Source organism: Variovorax sp. CCNWLW235 (assembly GCF_037204085.1).
Lineage (GTDB): Bacteria > Pseudomonadota > Gammaproteobacteria > Burkholderiales > Burkholderiaceae_C > Variovorax.
Window position 1 is genome coordinate 124686 of record NZ_JBBCBW010000007.1, and the last position, 21168, is coordinate 145853.

At 65.4% G+C, this 21168-nt stretch carries 18 protein-coding genes and 3 tRNA genes; 7 read left to right on the plus strand and 14 right to left on the minus strand.

What is annotated here, in order from left to right:
- Positions 1-133 precede the first annotated feature (133 nt).
- The 6 genes from V9L21_RS10690 to V9L21_RS10715 all read left to right on the plus strand — a co-directional run bounded on the left by V9L21_RS10690 (position 134) and on the right by V9L21_RS10715 (position 9245).
- Positions 134-985: a helix-turn-helix domain-containing protein gene (locus tag V9L21_RS10690; RefSeq protein WP_337311651.1), complete on the plus strand. Its 852-nt coding sequence runs from the start codon at positions 134-136 to the stop codon at positions 983-985.
- 7 nt (positions 986-992) lie between these two features.
- Positions 993-3320, plus strand: coding sequence for a sensor histidine kinase (locus V9L21_RS10695; RefSeq protein ID WP_337311652.1), 2328 nt, complete (start codon positions 993-995; stop codon positions 3318-3320).
- A gap of 215 nt (positions 3321-3535) precedes the next feature.
- A complete protein-coding gene (locus V9L21_RS10700; RefSeq protein WP_443304680.1) occupies positions 3536-5647 on the plus strand; it encodes a TonB-dependent siderophore receptor in 2112 nt (703 codons plus the stop codon).
- Between the two features lie 82 nt (positions 5648-5729).
- Positions 5730-7037, plus strand: a complete 1308-nt coding sequence (locus tag V9L21_RS10705; protein WP_337311656.1) for an ArgE/DapE family deacylase — start codon at positions 5730-5732, stop codon at positions 7035-7037.
- A 112-nt stretch (positions 7038-7149) separates the two neighbouring features.
- Positions 7150-8355: a phosphatase PAP2 family protein gene (locus V9L21_RS10710; protein ID WP_337311658.1), complete on the plus strand. Its 1206-nt coding sequence runs from the start codon at positions 7150-7152 to the stop codon at positions 8353-8355.
- A gap of 8 nt (positions 8356-8363) precedes the next feature.
- Complete coding sequence (locus tag V9L21_RS10715) at positions 8364-9245, plus strand: LysR family transcriptional regulator (protein WP_337311660.1); 882 nt, start codon at positions 8364-8366, stop codon at positions 9243-9245.
- Here V9L21_RS10715 and V9L21_RS10720 read toward each other — a convergent pair.
- The 14 genes from V9L21_RS10720 to folC all read right to left on the minus strand — a co-directional run bounded on the left by V9L21_RS10720 (position 9242) and on the right by folC (position 20698).
- Positions 9242-10228: a tripartite tricarboxylate transporter substrate binding protein gene (locus V9L21_RS10720; RefSeq protein WP_337311662.1), complete on the minus strand. Its 987-nt coding sequence runs from the start codon at positions 10226-10228 to the stop codon at positions 9242-9244. The genes V9L21_RS10715 and V9L21_RS10720 overlap by 4 nt on opposite strands.
- Positions 10225-11139, minus strand: a complete 915-nt coding sequence (locus V9L21_RS10725; protein ID WP_337311663.1) for an amidohydrolase family protein — start codon at positions 11137-11139, stop codon at positions 10225-10227. Before V9L21_RS10725 ends, V9L21_RS10720 begins: the two co-directional genes overlap by 4 nt.
- A 91-nt stretch (positions 11140-11230) precedes the next feature.
- Positions 11231-11431, minus strand: a complete 201-nt coding sequence (locus tag V9L21_RS10730) for a hypothetical protein (protein WP_337311665.1) — start codon at positions 11429-11431, stop codon at positions 11231-11233.
- A 20-nt stretch (positions 11432-11451) separates the two neighbouring features.
- Positions 11452-12009, minus strand: coding sequence for a type 1 glutamine amidotransferase domain-containing protein (locus tag V9L21_RS10735; RefSeq protein ID WP_337311667.1), 558 nt, complete (start codon positions 12007-12009; stop codon positions 11452-11454).
- A 544-nt stretch (positions 12010-12553) separates the two neighbouring features.
- Positions 12554-13072, minus strand: coding sequence for a hypothetical protein (locus tag V9L21_RS10740; protein WP_337311669.1), 519 nt, complete (start codon positions 13070-13072; stop codon positions 12554-12556).
- Positions 13073-13399: 327 nt separating this feature from the next.
- Positions 13400-13476: transfer RNA gene (locus V9L21_RS10745), tRNA-Asp, on the minus strand.
- Positions 13477-13545: 69 nt separating this feature from the next.
- Positions 13546-13621: transfer RNA gene (locus V9L21_RS10750), tRNA-Glu, on the minus strand.
- A gap of 54 nt (positions 13622-13675) precedes the next feature.
- Positions 13676-13751: transfer RNA gene (locus V9L21_RS10755), tRNA-Ala, on the minus strand.
- Between the two features lie 36 nt (positions 13752-13787).
- Positions 13788-15176 carry a glutamate--tRNA ligase gene (gltX, locus tag V9L21_RS10760; protein WP_337311671.1) on the minus strand — a complete coding sequence of 463 codons (1389 nt, stop codon included), beginning with the start codon at positions 15174-15176 and terminating at the stop codon, positions 13788-13790.
- 8 nt (positions 15177-15184) lie between these two features.
- Positions 15185-16405: an O-succinylhomoserine sulfhydrylase gene (locus V9L21_RS10765; RefSeq protein ID WP_337311673.1), complete on the minus strand. Its 1221-nt coding sequence runs from the start codon at positions 16403-16405 to the stop codon at positions 15185-15187.
- 8 nt (positions 16406-16413) lie between these two features.
- Positions 16414-17919 carry an amidophosphoribosyltransferase gene (gene purF / locus V9L21_RS10770; RefSeq protein ID WP_337311675.1) on the minus strand — a complete coding sequence of 502 codons (1506 nt, stop codon included), beginning with the start codon at positions 17917-17919 and terminating at the stop codon, positions 16414-16416.
- A 12-nt stretch (positions 17920-17931) separates the two neighbouring features.
- Entirely contained in the window at positions 17932-18417 is a 486-nt protein-coding gene (locus V9L21_RS10775) for a CvpA family protein (protein WP_337311677.1), read from the minus strand.
- Positions 18418-18435: 18 nt separating this feature from the next.
- Positions 18436-19329 carry an SPOR domain-containing protein gene (locus V9L21_RS10780; RefSeq protein WP_337311679.1) on the minus strand — a complete coding sequence of 298 codons (894 nt, stop codon included), beginning with the start codon at positions 19327-19329 and terminating at the stop codon, positions 18436-18438.
- Positions 19330-19390: 61 nt separating this feature from the next.
- Positions 19391-20698 (minus strand): bifunctional tetrahydrofolate synthase/dihydrofolate synthase, encoded by a 1308-nt coding sequence (gene folC, locus V9L21_RS10785; protein WP_337311681.1) that lies wholly within the window; start codon positions 20696-20698, stop codon positions 19391-19393.
- A gap of 57 nt (positions 20699-20755) precedes the next feature.
- On the opposite strand from folC, the gene V9L21_RS10790 reads away from it, so the two are divergent.
- Complete coding sequence (locus V9L21_RS10790) at positions 20756-21115, plus strand: ArsC family reductase (protein ID WP_337311682.1); 360 nt, start codon at positions 20756-20758, stop codon at positions 21113-21115.
- Positions 21116-21168: the final 53 nt, after the last annotated feature.

A 21168-nucleotide genomic window follows, 5' to 3' on the forward strand; every position in this document is an offset into this window, starting at 1 on the left:
TTCGAGGGGGGCGCCTAGCAGGCTTTTGCTGCGCCGGACGGAATGTTTTCTAAAACTGACATTTGTTTACGATTGCAAAGGAACGTGAATTCCGTCACACGTGTTTTAAGGGGGACCGCCCTACGCTAAACGAATGTCCTACTGGTCCTCCATTCCACCGCGGCGTGCGCACATCCTGCTGGTGGACGACAACATCGACGAACTGCAGCTCCTGCTGGCTGCCTTGCGGGGTGAGGGACACCGCATCAGCATGGCTTTCGACGCCATGCAGGGCTATCGGCGGGCGACAGCCCTGCAGCCCGACCTGATCCTTCTGGACGTGCGCATGGGCGGCCCCGACGGCTTTGCCGCTTGCCGGCTGCTGAAGGCCGACCACGCCACGGCGCACATTCCTGTGATCTTCGTGACGTCCAGCTGCTCGGTTTCGGAAAGATTGACGGGCCTGCACGAAGGCGCGGTCGACTACATCCTCAAGCCGTACGAACCGGCCGAAGTGCTGGCGCGCGTTTCGGTGCACCTGGTGCTGGCCAGCAGCAAGCACGCGCACGCAGACGCCGCAAGCATGGAAGCACCGGCCGATGAGCCAAGGGAAGCCGGACCCGACCGGGTCATCGCATTGGCGGCCCAGCGTATCGTGACCTCGGACCTGGCGAACGTGCCCCCGCTGCCCGAACTGGCTGCGCGCGTGGGCACGCATGAAAAGCGCCTCTCGCGCGTGTTTCGCGAAATGACGGGGCGCACGGTGTTCGAGTTCGTGCGCGAGGCGCGGCTCTCCGAGGCACGCCGGCTGCTCGCGGAATCCGCGCTCAGCGTCGAGGAAGTGGGCCTTGCGGTGGGGTTCTCGAACGCCGCAAATTTTTCGACTGCGTTCCGCGAACGTTTCCAGACCACGCCTAGCGGCTTTCGCAGCACGCTTGGCGGCAAGGCCGCGCCGTTGCCCCTGCCGGTGCCCTTGCCTTTGCCTTTGCCTATCTCCGAGGCCTGAGGCGGCCGTGACTGCGGTGCGCAACGTTCTGCTGTTGTGCGCGGCTTTCTTCATCTGCTGGTGGATCCAGCCCGCGCACGCTGCCACGCTGCACCTGCGCGACGCCGCGCACCTGCCCATCGCGCTGGACGACAAGGTCGAGATACTCGAAGACCGGAAAGCCGAACTCTCTATGGAAGCCGTGGAGGCCCTGCAGGCGCAGAACGGCGGCTCATCGGGCGGCTTCGTGCCGGGCAGCAAGGCGCGCATGCGCCCGGGCTTTTCGAACTCCGTGTTCTGGCTGCGGCTATCGATTGCGAACGACAGCAACGCTGTGCGCCCGTTGCGCCTGGTGCTGAACACCACGTGGCTCCAGTACGTCGACTTTCATGTGCAACAGGGACGGCTCGGCAAGGCACTCTCGAGAACATGGCGGCATGAGGTGGCCGGCATCTCCATGTCCGACAACCTTCATCGCAAGGCCGACCGTGTGCCCACGCTCGCATTGAAGTTGCAGCCAGGCGAATTTGCCAATGTGCTGGTGCGCGTGCAAAGCCACAGCAGCGTCAAGCTGGCGCCGGTGCTGCACAGCTCCGACACCTGGCGCGAGTACGAGAGCAACCACGCGCTGATCGACGGCCTTCTGATCGGCGGACTGCTGGTGCTCGCGGCGTATTCGCTGGCGGTGTGGGGCATCTCGCGCAAGGGGGCGATGGCTTCGCAGAGCCTCGGGTTTGCCCTCGTCGCGCTTTACGAAGCCACTTACCGCGGCTATGCGCGGCTGCTTCTCTGGCCCGACGGCACCGAATGGAGCTATCGCGCGGCGGGCTTCATTGCCGGATGCTGCGTGCTGAACATGGTGCTGTACCTGCATGCGCTCTCGCGCGGCGGCCCGGTGCGCCGGCCCGGCCTGTACGTGCTGATGGGGTTGACCGCGGCGCAGGCGCTGGTAACGCTCGGAACGCTGCTGGGCAGCTATCCGCTTTTCGCGCAGGCCGGCATCGTGAGCGCATTGGCACTGGTGCTGGCCCTCACGATCAGCAGCTTCGTCTACATGCGCCGCGCCGGGCCGGGCGGCCGGCTGGCTTTTCCGGTGATGGTGGTCGTCACCCTGGGCGTGTGCCTGCGGCTGGCTGAGCTCTCCATGCCGGAGCACACAATTCCGGGTTTCGATGCCTATGCGCTGGGCTTTCCCGGCTTGCTGGTGGGGCTGGTGGTGCTGGCAGCATGGACCCACCACCTGTCGCACCAGCAGCACGCCGCGCAGCGCAAGCTGGTTCAGTGGCAGGCGCACGAGCAACAGCGGCTGCACAACGAAGTGGCACGCAAGACACGCGCGCTCAACGCCGCGCTGGAGCAAGCCGAACAGCGCGCGCGCGAGCAGACGCGGCTCATGGCCTACATCAGCCATGACCTTCGCGCACCGCTGGCCACCATCGTGGGACATGCCCGCATGCTGCAGGGCGACCTTGCGGCGTCGCCGCCGCAGCTGCAGGCCATCGAACGCAGCGCCAACTACCAGCTTGCGCTCGTCGACGACCTGCTCGAATACGCCAAGGGCGAGCTGCTGCCGCTGGCGCTCGACCCGAAGCCGATCCGCCTGCCCGCGCTGATCGAAGACATCGCGCAGTACGCGTCCGCGTTGGCGCAGCGCCGCAACAACCGCTTCATGCTCGAAGTCAGAGGCACGCTTCCGCCGGCGGTGCGCCTGGACAGCAAGCGCTTTCAGCAACTGCTGCTGAACCTGCTTTCGAACGCCGCCAAGTTCACGCACAACGGACAGATGGGCCTGCGCGTGCAGGCGCACCCCGCCGAGCAGCAATGGCGGCTGAGCCTGGAGGTCTGGGACAGCGGCATCGGCATCGACAGCAAGGACCAGCGGCGCGTGTTTCGTGCCTTCACGCAGGCAGACCCGGCCGCGGCCGGGAGCGGGCTCGGGCTGGCGATTGCGCGGCGCATCGTTCAGCGCATGGGTGGCGAGCTGCAACTCGACAGCCGCCGCCACCTGGGCACGCGGCTGCGTTTTTCAGTCGTGGTCGATGCCGCCTCGGAGGCCGAGGCCCCCCTTCCCATGGCCGGCGACATGCCGTCCGAGCCGCAACCTTCGGTCGATGCACCGCGGCGGCAGGTGCGGCCGGTGCCCGAGATTGCACCGCTCCCCCTGGACGCACGAAAGGAGCTCGAAGCGCTGGCCCGCGACGGCCGCTGGACCGACCTGCACGAATGGGCCGACCGGCTTGCCGCGGACCCGCGCCATCACGCGTTGGTGAAGGCGGTGCGCCAGGCGCTGGAAAGCCTCGACTTCGACCACATCAGCCATCTGGCGCGTGCAACGCCTTGCGCAGCGGCGGACTGACTGCATCCAGGAGGCGTGCGCCTGCACGCCGGCAGCCGCCGTCATGCTTTTTCAGGACTTTTCCAAGATTTCTCTCATTTCTTAAATGATAATGATTGTTATTTACCTCCCAGAGATAGCAATTGTTGAACTCAAGACTCAAGGAAATCGCCGCGGCCAGCGCGCGCCTGGCGTCCGGAACCGCCGCTGCTCTCCCCTCCTTCAAGAACTCGACGCTGGGCCTGGGCACAGGTGCCGCCCTGCTGGTGCTGTGCGCAGCGGCCCCGGCTGGCCGGGCCTATGCGCAGGAGGCCGCCGACGGCAAGCCGGCCGCCGCGCTGCCGACCGTGACCGCCACCGCAGCGGAAGAAACGCCGCAGCACCTCGCTGCCAAGGTGAGCAGCGGTGCCCTCGGCGCACGCACGCAGCTTGAAACGCCCTTTTCCACCACCGTGGTCAAGAGCGAAGAACTGGCCGAGCGCCAGGTGTCGAAACTCGGCGATGTGTTTGCGCTGGACGCCTCGGTATCGGACAACAGCGGCGCCTACAGCAGTTGGGCCAGCTACATCACCGTGCGCGGCCTGCCGCTGGACTGGCAGAACGGCTACCGCATGGACGGCAAGCCCTTTCTCAGCTACGCCATCACGCTGCCCTACGAGCACTTCGAGCAGATCGAGCTGCTGAAGGGTTCCTCGGGCTTCATGTACGGCTTCGGCTCGCCGGGCGGCATCGTGAACTACGTGACCAAGAAGCCGACCGAGCAGCCGGTGCGCAGCATCGGCATCGGCTACAAGTCGAACAGCGTGTGGAGCGAGCACATCGACCTGGCCGGACGCTTCGGCGCGGACGACCGGTTCGGCTACCGGCTCAATGCCACGCATGAAGAAGGCAAGACCTTCAACGACGGCGGCATCCGCCGCGATTCGGTGTCGCTGGCGCTCGACGCCAGGCTGACGCGCGACCTGACCTGGAACTTCGATGCGCTTTACCAGAAGCGCAAGTCCACCGACCAGACGCCGTCGATTGCCACCAGCGCCTACACCGGCACCCGCCTGCCCGGAACGATCCGCGACAAGGACCAGACCCTGGTGGGGCCCGGCCAGCACCTCACCACCGACCTTCAGCTCTATTCGACCGGGCTGCAGTACAAGCTGACGCCCGACTGGACGCTGAGCACCAGCTACAGCCACAGCACCTCCAAGCGCAGCCGCAACGAAGGCATTCTTTACTTGCAGGACGCGAGCGGCAACTACGACGACTACCGCTCCGACACGCGCGAGGGCCATCGCTTCGACCAATGGCAGGCCATGGCCGAGGGCAAGCTGCGCACCGGCACCATCGAGCATCAGGTCACGCTGGGTGCGTCATGGCAGAAGCAAACCAACGACTACAGCAGCAACAGCATCTACCAGTGGATCGGTACCGGCAGCATCTTCGGGCAGAACACCAATGCCTATGCCAGCTCGACCGATCTCCTGATGTATCGCAACAGCGACATCACCCAGCGCGCGGTCTTCGCGAGCGACACCATCAAGCTGTCGGACCGCTGGTCGGTGCTGGCCGGCGTGCGCAGCACCGATTACGAACAAAGCGCCTACGGCACCGACGGTGTCAGGACCTCGGAGTACAAGAAGAAAGGCGTGATCACGCCGACGCTCGCGCTCATGTTCAAGCCCGCGCCCGACACCACGCTGTACACCAGCTATGTCGAGTCGCTCGAGCAGGGCAGCTCCGTCAGCAGCCTTTACGCCAACAACGGCGAGCTGCTCAAGCCGCTGAAGAGCAAGCAGTACGAACTGGGCATCAAGACCGACCGCGAGCGCTGGAGCGCCACGGCCGCACTGTTCCGCATCGAACGTGGCGCCGAGTACGCCAACAGCGCCAACGCACTTGTGCAGGACGGCCGCTCGATCTACCAGGGCCTGGAGTTCGCGGCCTCCACGCGCCTGGGCTCGCAGTGGCAAATCGGCGGCAACCTGATGTTCCTGGACACCTCGTACAAGCGCGGCATCAACAACATCGGCAACCGCGTGGCGGGCGCGCCGAACTTCGTGGCCACGGCGCAGGTGTCGTATGCGGTGCCGCAGGTGCCAGGCCTGAAGCTTTCGGCGGACGCCAAGTACACGGGCAGCACCATGCTCAACGCGGCCAACCAACTCAAGCTGCCGGGCTACGCCGTTGCCAACATCGGTGCGAGCTATGCCACGCGCATCAACGGCCACGACACCACCTTCCGCGTGGCGGTGAACAACCTCACCAACAGGCGCTACTGGGAATACCAGTACGACAACTACATCAAGCCTGGCGACCCGCGCACCTTCAGCGTGAGCGCCAAGCTGGACTTCTAGGGCTGCCTCGGCGCACTGCCCGGCGGCGGCCGGTAGGATGGAAACCCTCTCTCCCAACTGCCGAGCACGCGCTCCTGACGCCATGCCACATCCTCGCGAAGATTCCAGCGAAGCCCCGGTCAGCGAAGCCGCCATCGTGGAGGCCGCCCACGCGCTGCGCGGCCGGGCGGTTCGAATGCTCGAGGAACTGGTCGCGCACCCTTCGTTGCTGGGGCACGAGCAGAGCGTGCAGGCCTACATGGCGCAAACTTTCGCAAGCCTGGGCCTGCGCGTCGACCAGTTCGAAATCGACGAAGAAAAAATTCGCCAGCACGCGGGCTATTCGCCGTCCATCGTGTCGTACGAGGGGCGCACGAATGTGGTCGGCATCCATCAGCCGAGCGGGCCGGCCAGGGGCCGCTCGCTGATCTTCAACGGCCACGTCGACGTGGTGCCGACAGGCGCAGAGGTGCTGTGGACGCATCCGCCGTTCAAGCCCGTGATCGACGCAGACCGGCTCTACGGGCGCGGCGCTGCCGACATGAAAGCGGGCATTGCCGCGTACACGATGGCGTATGCGGCGCTGCGGTCGCTCAGGCTCGAACCGGCCGCCCCCGTGTACTTTCAGTCGGTGGTGGAAGAAGAGTGCACGGGCAACGGCGCGCTGGCCTGCCTGGTCGAAGGCTATCGGGCCGACGCGGCGATCATCCCCGAGCCGCTCGGCGGCATCATGACTTGCCAGCTGGGCGTGCTGTGGCTCGCGCTCGAGGTGCTGGGCAAGCCGGTGCATGCGTCGGTGGCTCAAACCGGCGTCGGTGCCATCGACTTCTCGCTATATCTTTTTTCGGAGCTGAAGAAGCTCGAGCAGAGCTGGAACGAGCCCACCAACCGCTATCGCAACTACGCGCATCATGCGCACCCGATCAACTTCAACTTGGGCAAGATCCAGGGCGGCGAGTGGGCGTCGTCGGTGCCCTCGGCCTGCCGCAGCGACATTCGCATCGGCTTCTATCCGGACATGAACGTGGCCCGCGCCAAGGCCGAGGTAGAGGCGGTGCTGGCTGCCGCCTACGCCGCGCACCCCGCGCATGAGAGCCTGAGCTACACCGTGATCTACGAAGGCTTTCAGGCCGACGGCTTCGATCTCGACCTCGAATCGCCCATCGTCACCGAGCTTTCGAAGTGCCACCGGGACATTGCCGGCGAGCCGCTCGAGCCCAGCGCCTTCACCGGCACCACCGACGCCAAGTTCTTCAACATCTACGGGCAGACGCCCGCGGTCTGCTACGGCCCCACGGGCTCGAGCATCCACGGCATCGACGAGTGGGTTTCCATCGACAGCCTGATGCAGGTCACAGCCGTGCTCGCCGTTTTCATGGCGCGCTGGTGCGGTGTCAATCGCACCGGCTGATCCTTTCTCCCGCGGTCGGGCATGCCGCGCGGCGAGCCGGACGGATGCTAAATTGAGCCTGGACTCACGTCCTCGCAGCAACGAGGCCGCCGTTTCTTTTTGATACCGACGGATGAATTCACTCAACCTCGCGCTCTTCGACACGCTCGCCGCGGGCTTCTCTCCCTCCCCCACGCTGCTGTGGTTTGCATCGGCGATTGCGCTGGGCTCGTCGTGGGCATGCGCGGCCATTCTTGCCTGGGTGGCATGGCGCCGTCCCGCGCAGAGCATCTGCATGGTGGCCGTGCTGGCCGCCGGCGGTGCCGCTTCGCTGATCTCGCACGAGATCGCGGCGTCCGTCGGTATGCCGCGCCCCTTCATGGTGGGACTGAGCCCCGCCCATGTGCCGCACGGCGCGCGCGCGGGCCTGCCCAGCACCCACGCCTCGGTAATGTTCACCATGGCCTTCATACTGCTGCTGCAGCGCGGGCTGCGTGACGTGGGGCTGCTCGTTCTTGCCGTGGCCTCGGTCACGGCGTGGTCGCGCATTTATGCGGGCATTCATTTTCCGTTCGACATTGCGGCCGGTGCGCTGCTGGGCGCGTGCATCGCCGCGGCACTGCTCGCGCTTCATGCGGCGGGACGCAGGTTCACTCGCTCACCGGCCGCCGCGCCGGCGTGGCCGCTGCGCGCATTGACAGCCGGCACGGCGGGGCCCTCGCTGGTGCTGGTGTTCGGCTTTGCCGCGGCATGGATCGGATTGAACACGCCCGGATCGATCGGACCGGCGGTCCTGGAGGAAAGCGGACCGGTCGAGAAGAGCACGGCTTTGCTGTACCTTGCCGCGGCGGCATGCCTGGCGGCGGTGCGGGTGGCGTCGCTGTCGCGGCTGGACAAGACGGCCATCTGCATCGTGCTTGTTGCCTTTGCCGCGCGCGAAGCGGACGGGCACCTGGCACACCACGGCAGCCTGGTCTTCGCGCCCATTGCGGTGGCCGGCGGATGGCTCGCAAGGCGCGCCTGGTCCGCGCGAGACGCGTTGCGCGCATGGTGGCAATGGCGACCGGAAGCCACCACACTGCTGACCTTTGCCGCAGTGATCGGAGCCGCGATCGTTCTCGACCAGGTACCCGCGGTACTTGCGGACCAGGACGGATTGGGCGGCAGGCCCGCGGGCCTGTACAGCTACCTGGTGCTCAGCTTCGAGGAGGTATTCGAACTGGCGCTGCCGGTCCTTGCGTTGCTGGGCATCGTGCAGGCAAGGTGGGGCGCGAACCGGGGTGCCAACGGTGCCAACCGTTCAACACGCGCGGCACTTTCCGCGCGGGCCGGTTCATAGAATGCCGCATGGAAACCCGGCAGATGCGTTGTATCGTGGCGATCGCGGAGGCCGGCAGCCTTACCCGCGCCGCCGAAAATCTCGGCCTTGCGCAACCCGCGTTGACGCAGATGCTGAACCGGCTGGAAAGCGAAGTCGGCACCAAGCTCTTCACGCGCACGCGCCGGGGCGCCGCCCTCACCGAGGCAGGGCTGGCCATCGTCGACGACCTGCGGGCCAGCCTCGCCTACGGTGATGCGGCGGCCGAACGCGTTCGCGCCATGGGCGCCGGACGCGCGGGCCGGCTGACCATCGGCTTTGTGACCCACGCGGTGTATGAAGTGCTGCCCCGCGCGCTGCGGCGGCTGCGCGAGGCCTATCCGCAACTCGACATTTCTCTGCGCGAGATGAGCAATGCCGAGCAGGTCGAGGCGCTCGAGGGCGGCCGCATCGACATCGCGCTGCTGCATCCTCCTGTAGCCGTGAATGCGCGCGTGCACGAGAAGCGGCTCGGCGAAGAACTGCTGGTGGCGGCCGTGCCCGCCTCGCATCAGATCGGGGCAGATGGCTGCGTTTCGCTGGCGGACATTGCCGCGCACGGGCTGGTGTGGTTTCCCAGCCTGCAGATGTCGGCCTTGCGCACCCAGGTGCTGGCGGCCTTTCGCGCGGCCGGGCACGAGGTGCGCATCGTGCAGGACGCCAACCGCACGCTGACCGTGCTGTCTTGCGTGGCGGCGGGGCTGGGCTGGTCGCTGCTGCCGAGTTCGGTTCGCGCGCTCCGGCATGAAGGCGTGCGCTATGCCGAGGTGCGCGACGGCACGGGGCTTCCGCCTTTCGAGCTTGCCGCGATGTGGCTCGCGCGGTCGCGCCCGGCGTTTGCGGACGCCTTTGCCGAGATGCTTGCCGCCTAGTCCAGTTCGATCTTGTTGGTCTTGGCGACCTGCGTCCACTTGGCGATTTCGGCGCGCCGGAACGCGTCGAGCTCGACCGGGTTGGAGCCGATCACTTCGGCGCCCATGCCTTCAAGGCGGGCGCGAACTTCAGGGTCGCGCACCACGGCGGCCAGTTCCTTCGACAGCCTGTCGACCACGGCCGCGGGCGTTCCGGCTGGAACGAACACACCGTTCCACTCATAGACCTCGTAGCCCGCGAGCCCCGATTCGGCCACCGTCGGAATTTGCGGCATGACCGGCGAGCGCGCCTTGCCCGTGACCGCCAGCGCACGCAGCTTGCCGCCCTGGATGTACTGCAGGCTCGACGCAAGGCTTGCGAAGAACACCGGCACCTGGCCGGCCATGACATCGGTGAGCGCGGGACCGCCGCCCTTGTAGGCCACGTGCGTCATGCGCACGCCGGCCATGGCGCTGAAGAGTTCCGCCGAGAGGTGCTGTGCCGAGCCGTTGCCGGAAGACGCGTAGTTGATGTGCTCGGGCTTGGCCTTCGCCTGTGCAATGAGGTCCTTCACGCCCGTGATCGTCGCGGAGGGGTTGACCACGAGCACGTTGGGCACGCGCACCAGCAGCGAGACCGGGGCCAGGTCGCGCAGCGTGTCGAACGGCATCTTGCTGCGCAGCGCGGGGTTCTGCGAATGGTTGGATGCGTCGAGCATGATCGTGTAGCCGTCGGCCGGGCTCTTGGCCACAAGATCGCCGCCAATCGCGCCGCCCGCGCCGGCGCGGTTGTCGATCACCACCGGCTGCCCGAGCCGGGCCGAGAGCTTGGGCGCGATGACGCGCGCCACCACGTCGACCGTGCCGCCCGGCGGGTAGGTCACGATCATCTTCACCGGCTTTGCCGGCCAGGCCTGCGCCGCGGCGCTCAAGGCAGTGGCAAGAAGTGCCGTGCCGACGCAGGCAGCCGGAATCCATGCGCGCAAAGCGCCGTGTGCTTTCATGATGTCTCCTTGGAAAAACGGAACAGCGCTGCCGGGGTCTCGGCCAGGATGCAGCGCCGCGCTTCGGGGTCGGGAATCCACTCGTCCAGCACCGCCAGCGTGTGCGGGTAGCTCGTGTGTTCCCGGTGTTCGGTATGGGGCCAGTCGCTGCCCCAGAGCAGGCGCTCCGGGCCCGCGGCCTCCAGCAGCGAGCGCGCGGCCCGCCGGGCGTGGGCGCCGGCAGGGTCGGGCCAGTTGCGGTAGGCGGCCGACAGCTTGACCCAGGTGCGGCCTTTTGCCGCCGCGCGCAGGAGCCAGTCGAAACCGGCGTCGCCAGCGGTGCTGCCGCCAGGCCGCCCGAAATGGTCGACGACGAGCTTGCAGCCGGCATCGAGCACCGGCTGGCCTGCCACCGCCAGGTCGTGCGAAGGCCGGTGCACCTCGACATGCCAGTCGAGGCTTCGCACATGCTGCAGCAGGGCCTGCCACACCGGCTGCGAGAAATCGGGCAACGGCAGGCCCATGAGGTTGAGCCGGATGCCGCAGATGCCTGCCTCGGCAAGCGCGCGCAGTTCGGCAAGGGGCGTCTCGGGTGCGACCACGGCAACGCCGCGCAAGCGATCCGGGCAGGCGCGCAATGCGCCGAGCATGAAGCTGTTGTCGGTGCCCAGGAAGCTGGGCTGGACCAGCAGCGCATGCGAGATGCCATGCGCATCCAGCAGGCCCAGGTATTCAGCAGACGTGGCGTCGTAGTCCGGCGCGTGCCGACGCTGCGGCGCGAGCGGCAGGTTGCTCAGGAAGACATGCGCATGGCTGTCGACGGCACGCACGCCGCCGCCACCCGCTGCGGTGCGGCGTTGCGGTGCTTCTTGCGGGTACTTTGGCGTGAACAGGTGCGTCTCCTGGAGGGAGACGGAAGTATCGGCATGCAAGCGCGGGCACGGAACGCCGGCGCCTGTTGTTTAGTGATAACGGCGGCTTATGGAAGCGCCCTCGCGCACCCATGCGCCGAGGGCGATGCGTTCAGGACCTGGGGTGGACGAACGGCCGAGCCTTCTGCAGGAAGACCTTGTGCAGCGCATCGAGCTCTTCCAGGTCGCGCTGCAGCGCCGATTTGTCATACGGCTTGCCGGCGGCGATGTCGGTCATCCACCGGTCGTATTTGTCTCGCTGGCTGCGCCACTCTTCGTACGCGACGCGCAACTCGTCCCATTGAACAGTCATGGCGACAAGAGCAGGCCCGGTCAGGCGTGCGCGTGGGCGTCGGCAAAGAGCCGGACCATTTCGCGGTCGAATGCCGGCAAGTCCCTCGGGCCGCGGCTGGTCACCAGATTGCCGTCGACCACCACGTCGTTGTCCACCCACTTGGCGCCGGCGTTCTTCAGGTCGGTGCGCAGCGAAGGCCACGAGGTCATGGTGCGGGCCTCGACCCCCTTGGCCTCGATGAGCGTCCAGGGGCCGTGGCAGATGGCGGCAATCGGCTTGTGGGCCTTGACGAAGTCCTGCACGAAAACCACGGCCTGCTCGTTGATGCGCAGCGCATCGGGGCTCATCACGCCGCCGGGCAGCAGCAGTGCGTCGAACTCATGCGCGGCCGCCTGAGCAAGCGGGATGTCGACGGTGAAAGTATCGGCCGGGTCGCCGTGCCTGGAGCCGCGCACCCGGTCGTTCTTGGGCGAAACGATCTTCGTTTCCGCACCCGCGGCTTCGAGGGCCTTGCGGGGGTCGGTCATTTCGGACTGTTCGAAGCCGTCGGTCACGAGAATGGCGACCTTCATACCTTCGAGTTGGTGCTTGTTCATGTGAATTCCTTTCGTCGGTGAGCAAACGCCCAAGCTACAGGTGCGCGCGCACCGGCCGGTCGGCACGCGTCGGCTCCCCGTGTCGGACAATTCGCGCTGCGCGAGAATGGAAGCGCACAGCAAAAAGCCCCTGTAGCAGAACTGCTACAGGGGCTTATGTTTGGCGGAGTGGAGGGCTACCACTTTGCAAAAGAATTGCTACCCAACAGCAACCGGGAAAGCGCCAAAGAACCTTTGGGCGCAAGCACTTACAAGACCCGTCGCCCAATAACGGTCGACCAATTTTATCGGTGCCCCGTCCAGATGAAGGGGCAAAAGCATAGGCTTTTTGCGGCTGCATTGGTTTAACTGGCCTGCCAAATTGCACCGCAAAGGCACCCCGGCCTTATTCAGCGCCGGGAACAAAACAAAATTGAATTGGAACTGTCGTCATGCAGTCAGTAGCCTGAACTGCCACGAAGGTCCGGAAACAAGACGTCAGTCTCAGTTCGCCACGAAATTATCTTCGGCCAAACGGACATCCGATCTCGTTTGCGCTCGACCATCACCGAAGCAGCAGCTCATACAGTTTCCATCCGAGATAGATGCCGGGAACCAGCAAAATCATTGATGTCCAATATTGCCACTTCGGCAACTGCGGCGCTTCCTTGTATTCCAAGGTGACGAGGAGCCCGGGTGCAAGACCCGTGTATTGTTTCCTCAGCGCTTCGGCATCCGCTCCGGCGCTCATTGACTCAAAGACTCTCTTGAACAAGTGTTGGCCTTCCAGACTTAGCTTGGGAAGTTTGACCTGACTACCATCGTTCAAGTGAACAAGAACAGCCGAGCCAACTTCCTCGATCGACCGGATCGGGAAGCCAAGGGTGCGCAAGCGCCGCCTTCGAGGGACATATCCGCAGAATCGCAGAACACCTTCACGCCGTATCAATCCATAGCCAGTAAGACGCTCAATTTCGTCTTTGCTGATCAGAATCTCTGTCGTCATGTAGAAATGCAGTACCAGCTGCCCCAGAAAGACGGCATAGAACCACGGTCCTTGCACCCTGAAAACGGTATAAAACATGAGAACGACGGCCGCTATGCTGTACACCCCCGAGAACAACATGCCACGTACGAGAGCGCTCCGTGAAGTGTCACGAGGGGGCATAAAGCACACACGCATCGATGCAGCGGAACCCGCCGGGATGGAGGCGGACTTAGCCGCCGTTTCATTCTGGTTAGTCATCGTTTATGTAGTCCAAGCCGGCCCGGCCATAGGGGCGCCTGCTTTGCACTGATGAGTGAGGGTGTACCTACTGCCGACTCGACGCAACTGCCGCGCGCATCCGAAGCCAAGCCCTATAGATAACAAAAAGCCCCTGTAGCAAAAGCTGCTACAGGGGCTTGTGTGTGGCGGAGTGGACGGGACTCGAACCCGCGACCCCCGGCGTGACAGGCCGGTATTCTAACCAACTGAACTACCACTCCTGGTAGACAACGTTCACTCCTTGCGGAGCCGAGTGTTGACAACTCGTGCCTGCTTCACTTGCATGAAACTGGCGACCCTACGGGGATTCGAACCCCGGTAGCCACCGTGAAAGGGTGGTGTCCTAGGCCTCTAGACGATAGGGTCAAAACCTTAGGAACCGTGCTGCGATCAGCACTTATCTTCTTCTCGACACTTTGATGGTGGAGGTAAACGGGATCGAACCGATGACCTCTTGCATGCCATGCAAGCGCTCTCCCAGCTGAGCTATACCCCCGTGTGGGTGTCGAGCCTCGAATTATAGACCGAAAAATCAGGCCCTTTTCAGACGCTCCACAACTTTTTCACGAGAAAAGATTGCGAGCACCGAATCGAGGGATGGCGTCTGCGGTGTTCCCATCACAAGGACGCGAACCGGCATGGCCAACACAGGCATTTTCACAGAATGTGCGGCCAGAACTTCCTTGATGGCCGCGGCGATCGAAACTTTTTCCCAGGGCACGCTCGCGAGCTTCTCGGCAAGCGTAGCAATGACGGGCTTAACCGCATCGGTGACGTGCTGCGTGCGATCCGCTTCGCTCGGTGTCACGTCTGTGTAGAACGCGGCGGCCCAGTCGGCCAGTGCAACCGTGGTTTCGCAGCGGTCCTTGAAGAGCGCGCAGATGGCAGCAAGGCGATCGTCGGCCTCGATGCCGCGCTTCTTCAGTTGCGCGGCCACCAGCAGTGCGAGCTCCGCATCGGGCTTGGCCTTGATGTACTGTGCATTCACCCACGCGAGCTTCGCGGCGTCCCATTGCGCGGGGCTTTTGGACAGGTGCGAACCGTCGAACCAGCTCACCATCTGCTCGCGCGTGAAGAGCTCGTCGTCACCATGGCTCCAACCCAGGCGCGCCAGGTAGTTGAGCATCGCTTCGGGCAGGTAGCCGTTCTCTTCATAGGCGGTAACGCTCACGGCACCGCGGCGCTTCGAGAGCTTTTGCCCGTCGTCACCCAGGATGACCGGCACATGGCCGAACTGCGGCAGCGGTGCGCCCAGTGCGCGAAAGATGTTGATCTGCCACGGCGTGTTGTTGATGTGCTCGTCGCCGCGGAACACGTGCGTGATGTTCATGTCCCAGTCGTCGACCACCACAGCAAAGTTGTAGGTGGGCACACCGTCGGGCCGCAAGATGATGAGGTCGTCGATCTCGCGGTTGTTGATGGTGATCTCGCCCTTGACGAGGTCGTTCCACGTCACATCGCCTTCGGGCGGATTGCAAAAGCGCACCACCGGCGGCACACCTTCGGGCACCGGCGGCAGCACCTTGCCCGGCTCCGGACGCCAGCGGCGGTCGTACAGCGTCTTTTCGCCGCGCGCACGTTGCGCTTCGCGCATTTCGTCGAGCTCGGCCGGCGTGCAGTAGCAGTGGTAGGCCGTGCCGGCCGCAAGCATCTGCGCGATGACTTCGCGGTAGCGCTCCAGGCGCTGCATCTGGTAGATCGGGCCTTCGTCGTAGTCGAGGCCGAGCCAATGCATCGAAGCCAGGATCTGGTCGGTCGAATCCTGCGTGGAGCGGGCGACGTCGGTGTCTTCGATGCGCAGCACAAACTCGCCGCCGTAGTGGCGCGCATAGGCCCACGAATAAAGCGCGGTGCGCGCGGTGCCCAGGTGAAGAAAACCGGTGGGAGACGGAGCGATGCGGGTGCGAACTTTGCCGGTCATGGGGTCGATCAGGATTTCAGGGTGCCAAGGCCGCGGAGCAAGTCGGCCTTGATGTCGTCGATGTACTCGAGGCCCACCGCCACGCGGATGAGCCCCTGACTGATGCCGGCGGCCTGGCGCTGCACTTCGGTCAGGCGCCCGTGCGACGTGGTGCCGGGGTGCGTGATGATGGTCTTGGTGTCGCCCAGGTTGGTGGCGATGCTCACAACGCGCGTGCTGTTGATCACGTGGAAGGCATTGGCGCGCGCCGTTTCGGGGTCGTTGCCGACCACGTCGAACGACACCACCGCCCCGCCCTGCCCCGACTGCTGGCGCATGGCCAGTTCATGCTGGGGATGCGAGGCCAGGCCGGGGTAGTAGACCCGTGCAACGCCGGGCTGCGTTTCGAGCCACTGCGCCACGGCCAGCGCGTTGGCGCATTGCGCCTGCATGCGGATGCCGAGCGTTTCCAGGCCCTTGAGCACCACCCACGCATTGAACGGCGACAGCGCCATGCCCGCGGTGCGAACCACGGGCCCGAACACATCGACGATGAGTTTCGACGGACCGCAGATCGCGCCGGCCATCACGCGGCCCTGGCCGTCGAGGTACTTGGTGCCCGAATGAATGACGAGATCGGCGCCCAGTTCGGTCGGGCGCTGCAGCGCGGGCGTGCAAAAGCAGTTGTCGACCGCGAGCAGAGCGCCGGCGCCGTGCGCCAGGTCGGCCAGCGCGCGGATGTCGCACACCTCGGTCAGCGGATTGGTGGGCGTTTCGGCGAACAGCAGCTTGGTGTTGGGCTTCATGGCCGCGCGCCATTCGGCCACGTCGGTCTGCGAGACAAAAGTGGTCTCGACGCCGAACTTGGCGAATTCCTTGCCGAACAGGTTCAGCGTGGAGCCGAACACCGAGCGCGAGCAGATCACGTGGTCGCCCGCCTTCAGCAGGCCCATGCACATCATGAGGATGGCGCCCATACCGGTGGACGCGCCGATGGCGGCTTCCGTGCCTTCCATGGCCGCAAGGCGCTGCTCGAAGCTGGTGACCGTGGGGTTGGACGTGCGCGAGTAGGTAAAGCCCGCTTCGGTGCCGGCAAAGCGGCGCGCCGACGTTTCTGCGTCGGGCTGCACGAAGCCGCTGGTCAGGAACAGCGCTTCGGAGTGCTCCCCGTGCTGGCTGGGCGCCAGCCCGGTGCGCAGCGCGAGCGTGTCGCGGTGCAGTCCGGGCGGCAGGGTTCGTTCATCGGTCAATTCAGCTCTCACTCGCTGTGATTGGGAAGCGCAAGGCGCGACGAATCTTCTTCGGTCTCTTCGATGCGCGGGCGGTTGCCGTTCATGCGCGAGATGGCCTCGGTGTCGATGTCGCCGGTCACGTACACGCCGTCGAAGCAGGAGGCATCGAAGCCGCTCAGCTTGGGGTTGAGCGAGCCGATGGCACGCTTCATGGCGTCCACGTCCTGGTAGATCAGCGCATCGCAGCCGATCAGTTCGCGGATTTCCTCCACCGTGCGGTCGTGCGCCACCAGCTCGTCCTTGGTGGGCATGTCGATGCCGTAGACGTTGGGGTAGCGCACCGGCGGCGCGGCGCTGGCCAGGTAGACCTTGCGTGCGCCGGCATCGCGGGCCATCTGCACGATTTCGCGGCTGGTGGTGCCGCGCACGATCGAGTCGTCGACCAGCAATACATTGCGGCCCTTGAACTCGCTGGCAATCACGTTGAGCTTCTGGCGCACCGACTTCTTGCGCACGCCTTGCCCCGGCATGATGAAAGTGCGGCCTACGTAGCGGTTCTTCACGAAGCCTTCGCGGTACGGCACGCCCAAGAGGTGCGCGAGTTGCGTGGCGCTCGGGCGGCTCGATTCCGGAATCGGAATGATCACGTCGATCTGGTTCGGCGGCACGGTCGACACCACGCGCTTGGCCAGCGTTTCGCCCAGGTTGAGCCGTGCCTGGTACACCGAGATGCCGTCAAGCACCGAGTCCGGACGCGCCAGGTACACGAATTCGAAGATGCAGGGGTTGAGCGTGGGCGCTTCGGCGCACTGCATCGAGTGCACTTTGCCTTGCAAGTCGATGAACACCGCTTCGCCGGGCTCGATGTTGCGTTCGAACACATGGCCCGAACCTTCGAGCGCCACGGACTCGCTGGCCACCATCACGGTGCCGTCCTTCTCGTTGCGGCCCATGCAGAGCGGGCGAATGCCGTACGGATCGCGGAAAGCCAGCAGGCCATGGCCGGCGATGAGCGACACCACGGCATACGAGCCGCGCAGCCGCTTGTGCATGTTCTTGACCGCGGCAAACACCTCGGCCGGGTTCAGCGGCACGCCGCGCGATGCGCGCTCGAGCTCGTGTGCCAGCACGTTGAGCAGCACTTCGGAGTCGCTCTCGGTGTTGGTGTGGCGGTGGTCGGTGGAGAACAGCTCTGCGCGCAGCGCATGCGCGTTGGTGAGGTTGCCGTTGTGCACCAGCACGATGCCGAAAGGCGCGTTCACGTAGAAGGGCTGCGCCTCTTCCTCGCTGTAGGCGTTGCCGGCGGTCGGGTAGCGCACCTGGCCCAGGCCCACGCTGCCGGGCAGCGCGCGCATGTTGCGGGTGCGGAACACGTCGCGCACCATGCCCTTAGCCTTGTGCATGAAGAACTTGCGTTCGAGCAGGGTCACGATGCCGGCCGCATCCTGGCCGCGATGCTGCAGCAGCAGCAAGGCGTCATAGAGCAGCTGATTGACGGGTGCGTTGCTGACAACGCCGACGATTCCACACATGAACGATTCCTCTCAGGGCAGGTAGCTTGCCAACTTTTCAGGCAACGCGGGTTTCAGGCCCTGCAATGCCGCATCGAGAACAATGGCGCTGTGCGATTCGTGCCACCAGGCACTGTCGCTCAACGCCAGCAAATGAACAATGACCGCCAGCACGAGCAGGGCAATCGCACCCCGCGCCGCTCCGAAGGCCCCACCCAATATCCGGTCCACCGGCCGGAGGCCGACAGCCGCAATCAGCTTTCGCGTCAGCGCGGCCACCAGCCCCACGCCGAACGCCACCCCGACGAACACCAGCACAAAAGCCAGCGGATAGCGCCAGGTGGCCTGCGGGTCGCCGAACGGCAGCCAGGCCGCCACATCCGAAGCCAGCCATTGGGCGGCAATGAAGGCAGCCACCCAACCCGCCAGCGAAATCACCTCGAACACCAGGCCTCGCCACAGGCCGAACAGCATCGACACGATGATGAGCGTGACGGCGATCCAGTCGAGCAGGGCCACGGCAGCGAGCGATGGCTACTACAACGTGAGGATGGCGGCCGACAAAGACAAGCCCTTGACCTTATCCGCGGCCTTGTCCGCCTCGGCGCGCGAGCTGAACGGGCCGACACGCACACGCGTGCGCTCACCGTCGGCCGTCTTGGCCACGTGCACATAGGTCTTGAGGCCTGCCTTCTCGAGTTTCTGCCGCACTTCGCGCGCCTTGTCGGCATCTGCGAAGGCACCGACCTGCACCACGAAGCGGCCGCTGTCTTCGGAAGCGGCGGGCTTGGTGCTGGTGTTGGAAGGCTTGCCTTCGAGCAGGGCGCGCGCGCGATTGCCGTCGTCGGCCGAGGCGGACTTGGGCGTCGCGGGCTTGGGTTCGGGTTTGGCTTCCGGCTTGGGTTCTGGCTTTGGCTTCGGCTCGGGCTTGGGATCCGGCTTGGGCTCGGGTTTCGGCTCAGGCTTTGGCTCGGGCTTGCGCTCCGGCTTGGGTTCGGCCGCTGGCTTGGCAGGGGCAGTGGCGGCCGGCGGTGTGCTTGGCGCCGGCTTGCTCGGGTCGATTTCGGTGCCGTCGGCGGTTTCGGTGATCATGCCGCCTGACGACGAGGGCGATGGTGCAGCCGCAACGCGCGAGCTGCCGTCGGCCGCGCCGGTGGGGGCGGCAGGCGCCGGTGTGGCGGGCACCGGCAGGGGCTTGACCTTATTGCGGTCTGGAATTTCGATGGGAATGTCGACCGACACCGGCCGCGGCTGGGTGTCGAACAACAGCGGAAAGCCGATGACACCAAGCAGCACCAGAACGGCCGCGCCCACCAGCCGGTGCCGCGCGCGGCGGCGCATGGTTTCGACACTTTCCGCGGGAACAGCGGCGGGTGCGCTGCGTCCTTCGTTGCCTTGCGGGCCGCGCGTGCGGAACTTGAAAAACGCCATGAAGTTCGATCCCTGGAGGAGTGCAGCGAGGTGGTGCCAGATGGTGCGGACGGTTCGGCGATCAGCCGCCGGGCAGCAGGTGTTTGGCTTGCAGCCGCGGAGTGCCGTGCTCCAGCACGCCACCCACGGTGAAGAACGATCCGAAGACCACGATTCTATCAGCGGGGTCTGCGTGCTCGATGGCTGCGCGCAGCGCTTCCATCGGCCCTGCGTGCACGCTGCCGGAGACGTCGGTGCGCGTGTTCTGCGCCTGCCAACTCGCGAGCAGATCGCTTGCCTTGGCGGCGCGCGGCGTCGGCAGGTCGGTGAAATACCAGCGGTCGATCATCGGCCCGATGCGCGCGAGGATGGGGGCCAGGTCCTTGTCGGCCATGACACCGAACACCCCATGCGTGGTGGGATAGAAACCCATCGCGTCGAGGTTCTCGGCCAGCGCCGCAACGGCATGCGCGTTGTGCGCCACGTCGAGCACCAGCGCGGGCTCGCCCGGAACAATCTGGAAGCGGCCGGGCAGCTCGACCATGGCAAGCCCCGTGCGCACCGCCTGCGCGGTGATGGGCAGTTGCTGCCGCAACGCCTCGAGCGCCGCGAGCACGCCCGCTGCATTGAGCAGCTGGTTGGCGCCGCGCAGCGCCGGGTACGCCAGCCCGCTGTAGCGCCTGCCGCGGCCCGACCAACCCCACTGCTGCTTGTCGCCGGACACATTGAAGTCGTGCCCGAAGCGCCACAGGTCGGCGCCGATGGCAGTGGCGTGGTCGATCACGCTTTGCGGCGGCATCGGGTCGCTCACGATGGCGGGCTTGCCCGGGCGCAGGATGCCGGCCTTCTCGAAGCCGATGCTTTCGCGGTCGGGCCCCAGGTAGTCCATGTGGTCGAGGTCGATGCTGGTGATGACCGCGCAATCGGTGTCGATGATGTTGACCGCGTCGAGCCGGCCGCCAAGCCCCACTTCGAGAATGGCCACGTCAGGCTTCTCCTCGATCATGCAGCGCAGGATGCCGAGCGTGGTGAATTCGAAGTACGTCAGGGCCATGTCGCCCCGGGCCGCCTCAACCACCTCGAAGCTTGCTATCAGTTTGGAAGCATCGACTGCCTCGCCCGCCAGCCGCAGCCGCTCCTCGAAGCGCACCAGGTGCGGCGACGTGAAAACCGCCGTGCGGTAGCCCGCGTGCGTGAGGATCGATTCGAGCATGGCGCAGGTCGAGCCCTTGCCGTTGGTGCCGGCCACGGTGATGACGGGGCAGTCGAAGCGCAGGCCCATGCGGGCCGCCATTTCCTTGGCGCGCTCGAGGCCGAGCTCGATGTTCTTCGGATGAAGTTGCTCGGCGCGTGCGAGCCAGTCGTTAAGGGTTTCCATGGAGCCCGGCATTGTCGCCGACCCGGAACGCGAGGGCCGCGCCCGGTTTTATCGGCATCATTGGCATCCATGACAACCCTCTACGGAATTCCCAACTGCGACACCGTCAAGCGCGCCCGAGACTGGCTCGACGAACACGGCATCGCCTACACCTTCCACGACTTCAAGAAGCAAGGCGTGCCCGAGGCCGAGCTCGACCAATGGCTGAAAAAGCCGGGCTGGGAAGCACTGGTCAACCGCCGCGGCACCACCTGGCGCAAGCTCGACGAGGCCGAACGAAACGCGGTGGTCGATGCCGCTTCGGCACGGGCGGTGCTCTTGGCCAACCCGAACCTCATCAAGCGGCCGGTGGTCAACTGGGGCGGCAAAACCGGCGTTACGACAGGGTTCGACGCGCAAGCCTGGGCTGCCGCTGTGAACGCCGTGTAAACGCTGGAACCCTGCCTTGCCGGCCCGCCTCCAACCCCGATCTGCAGGAGAGA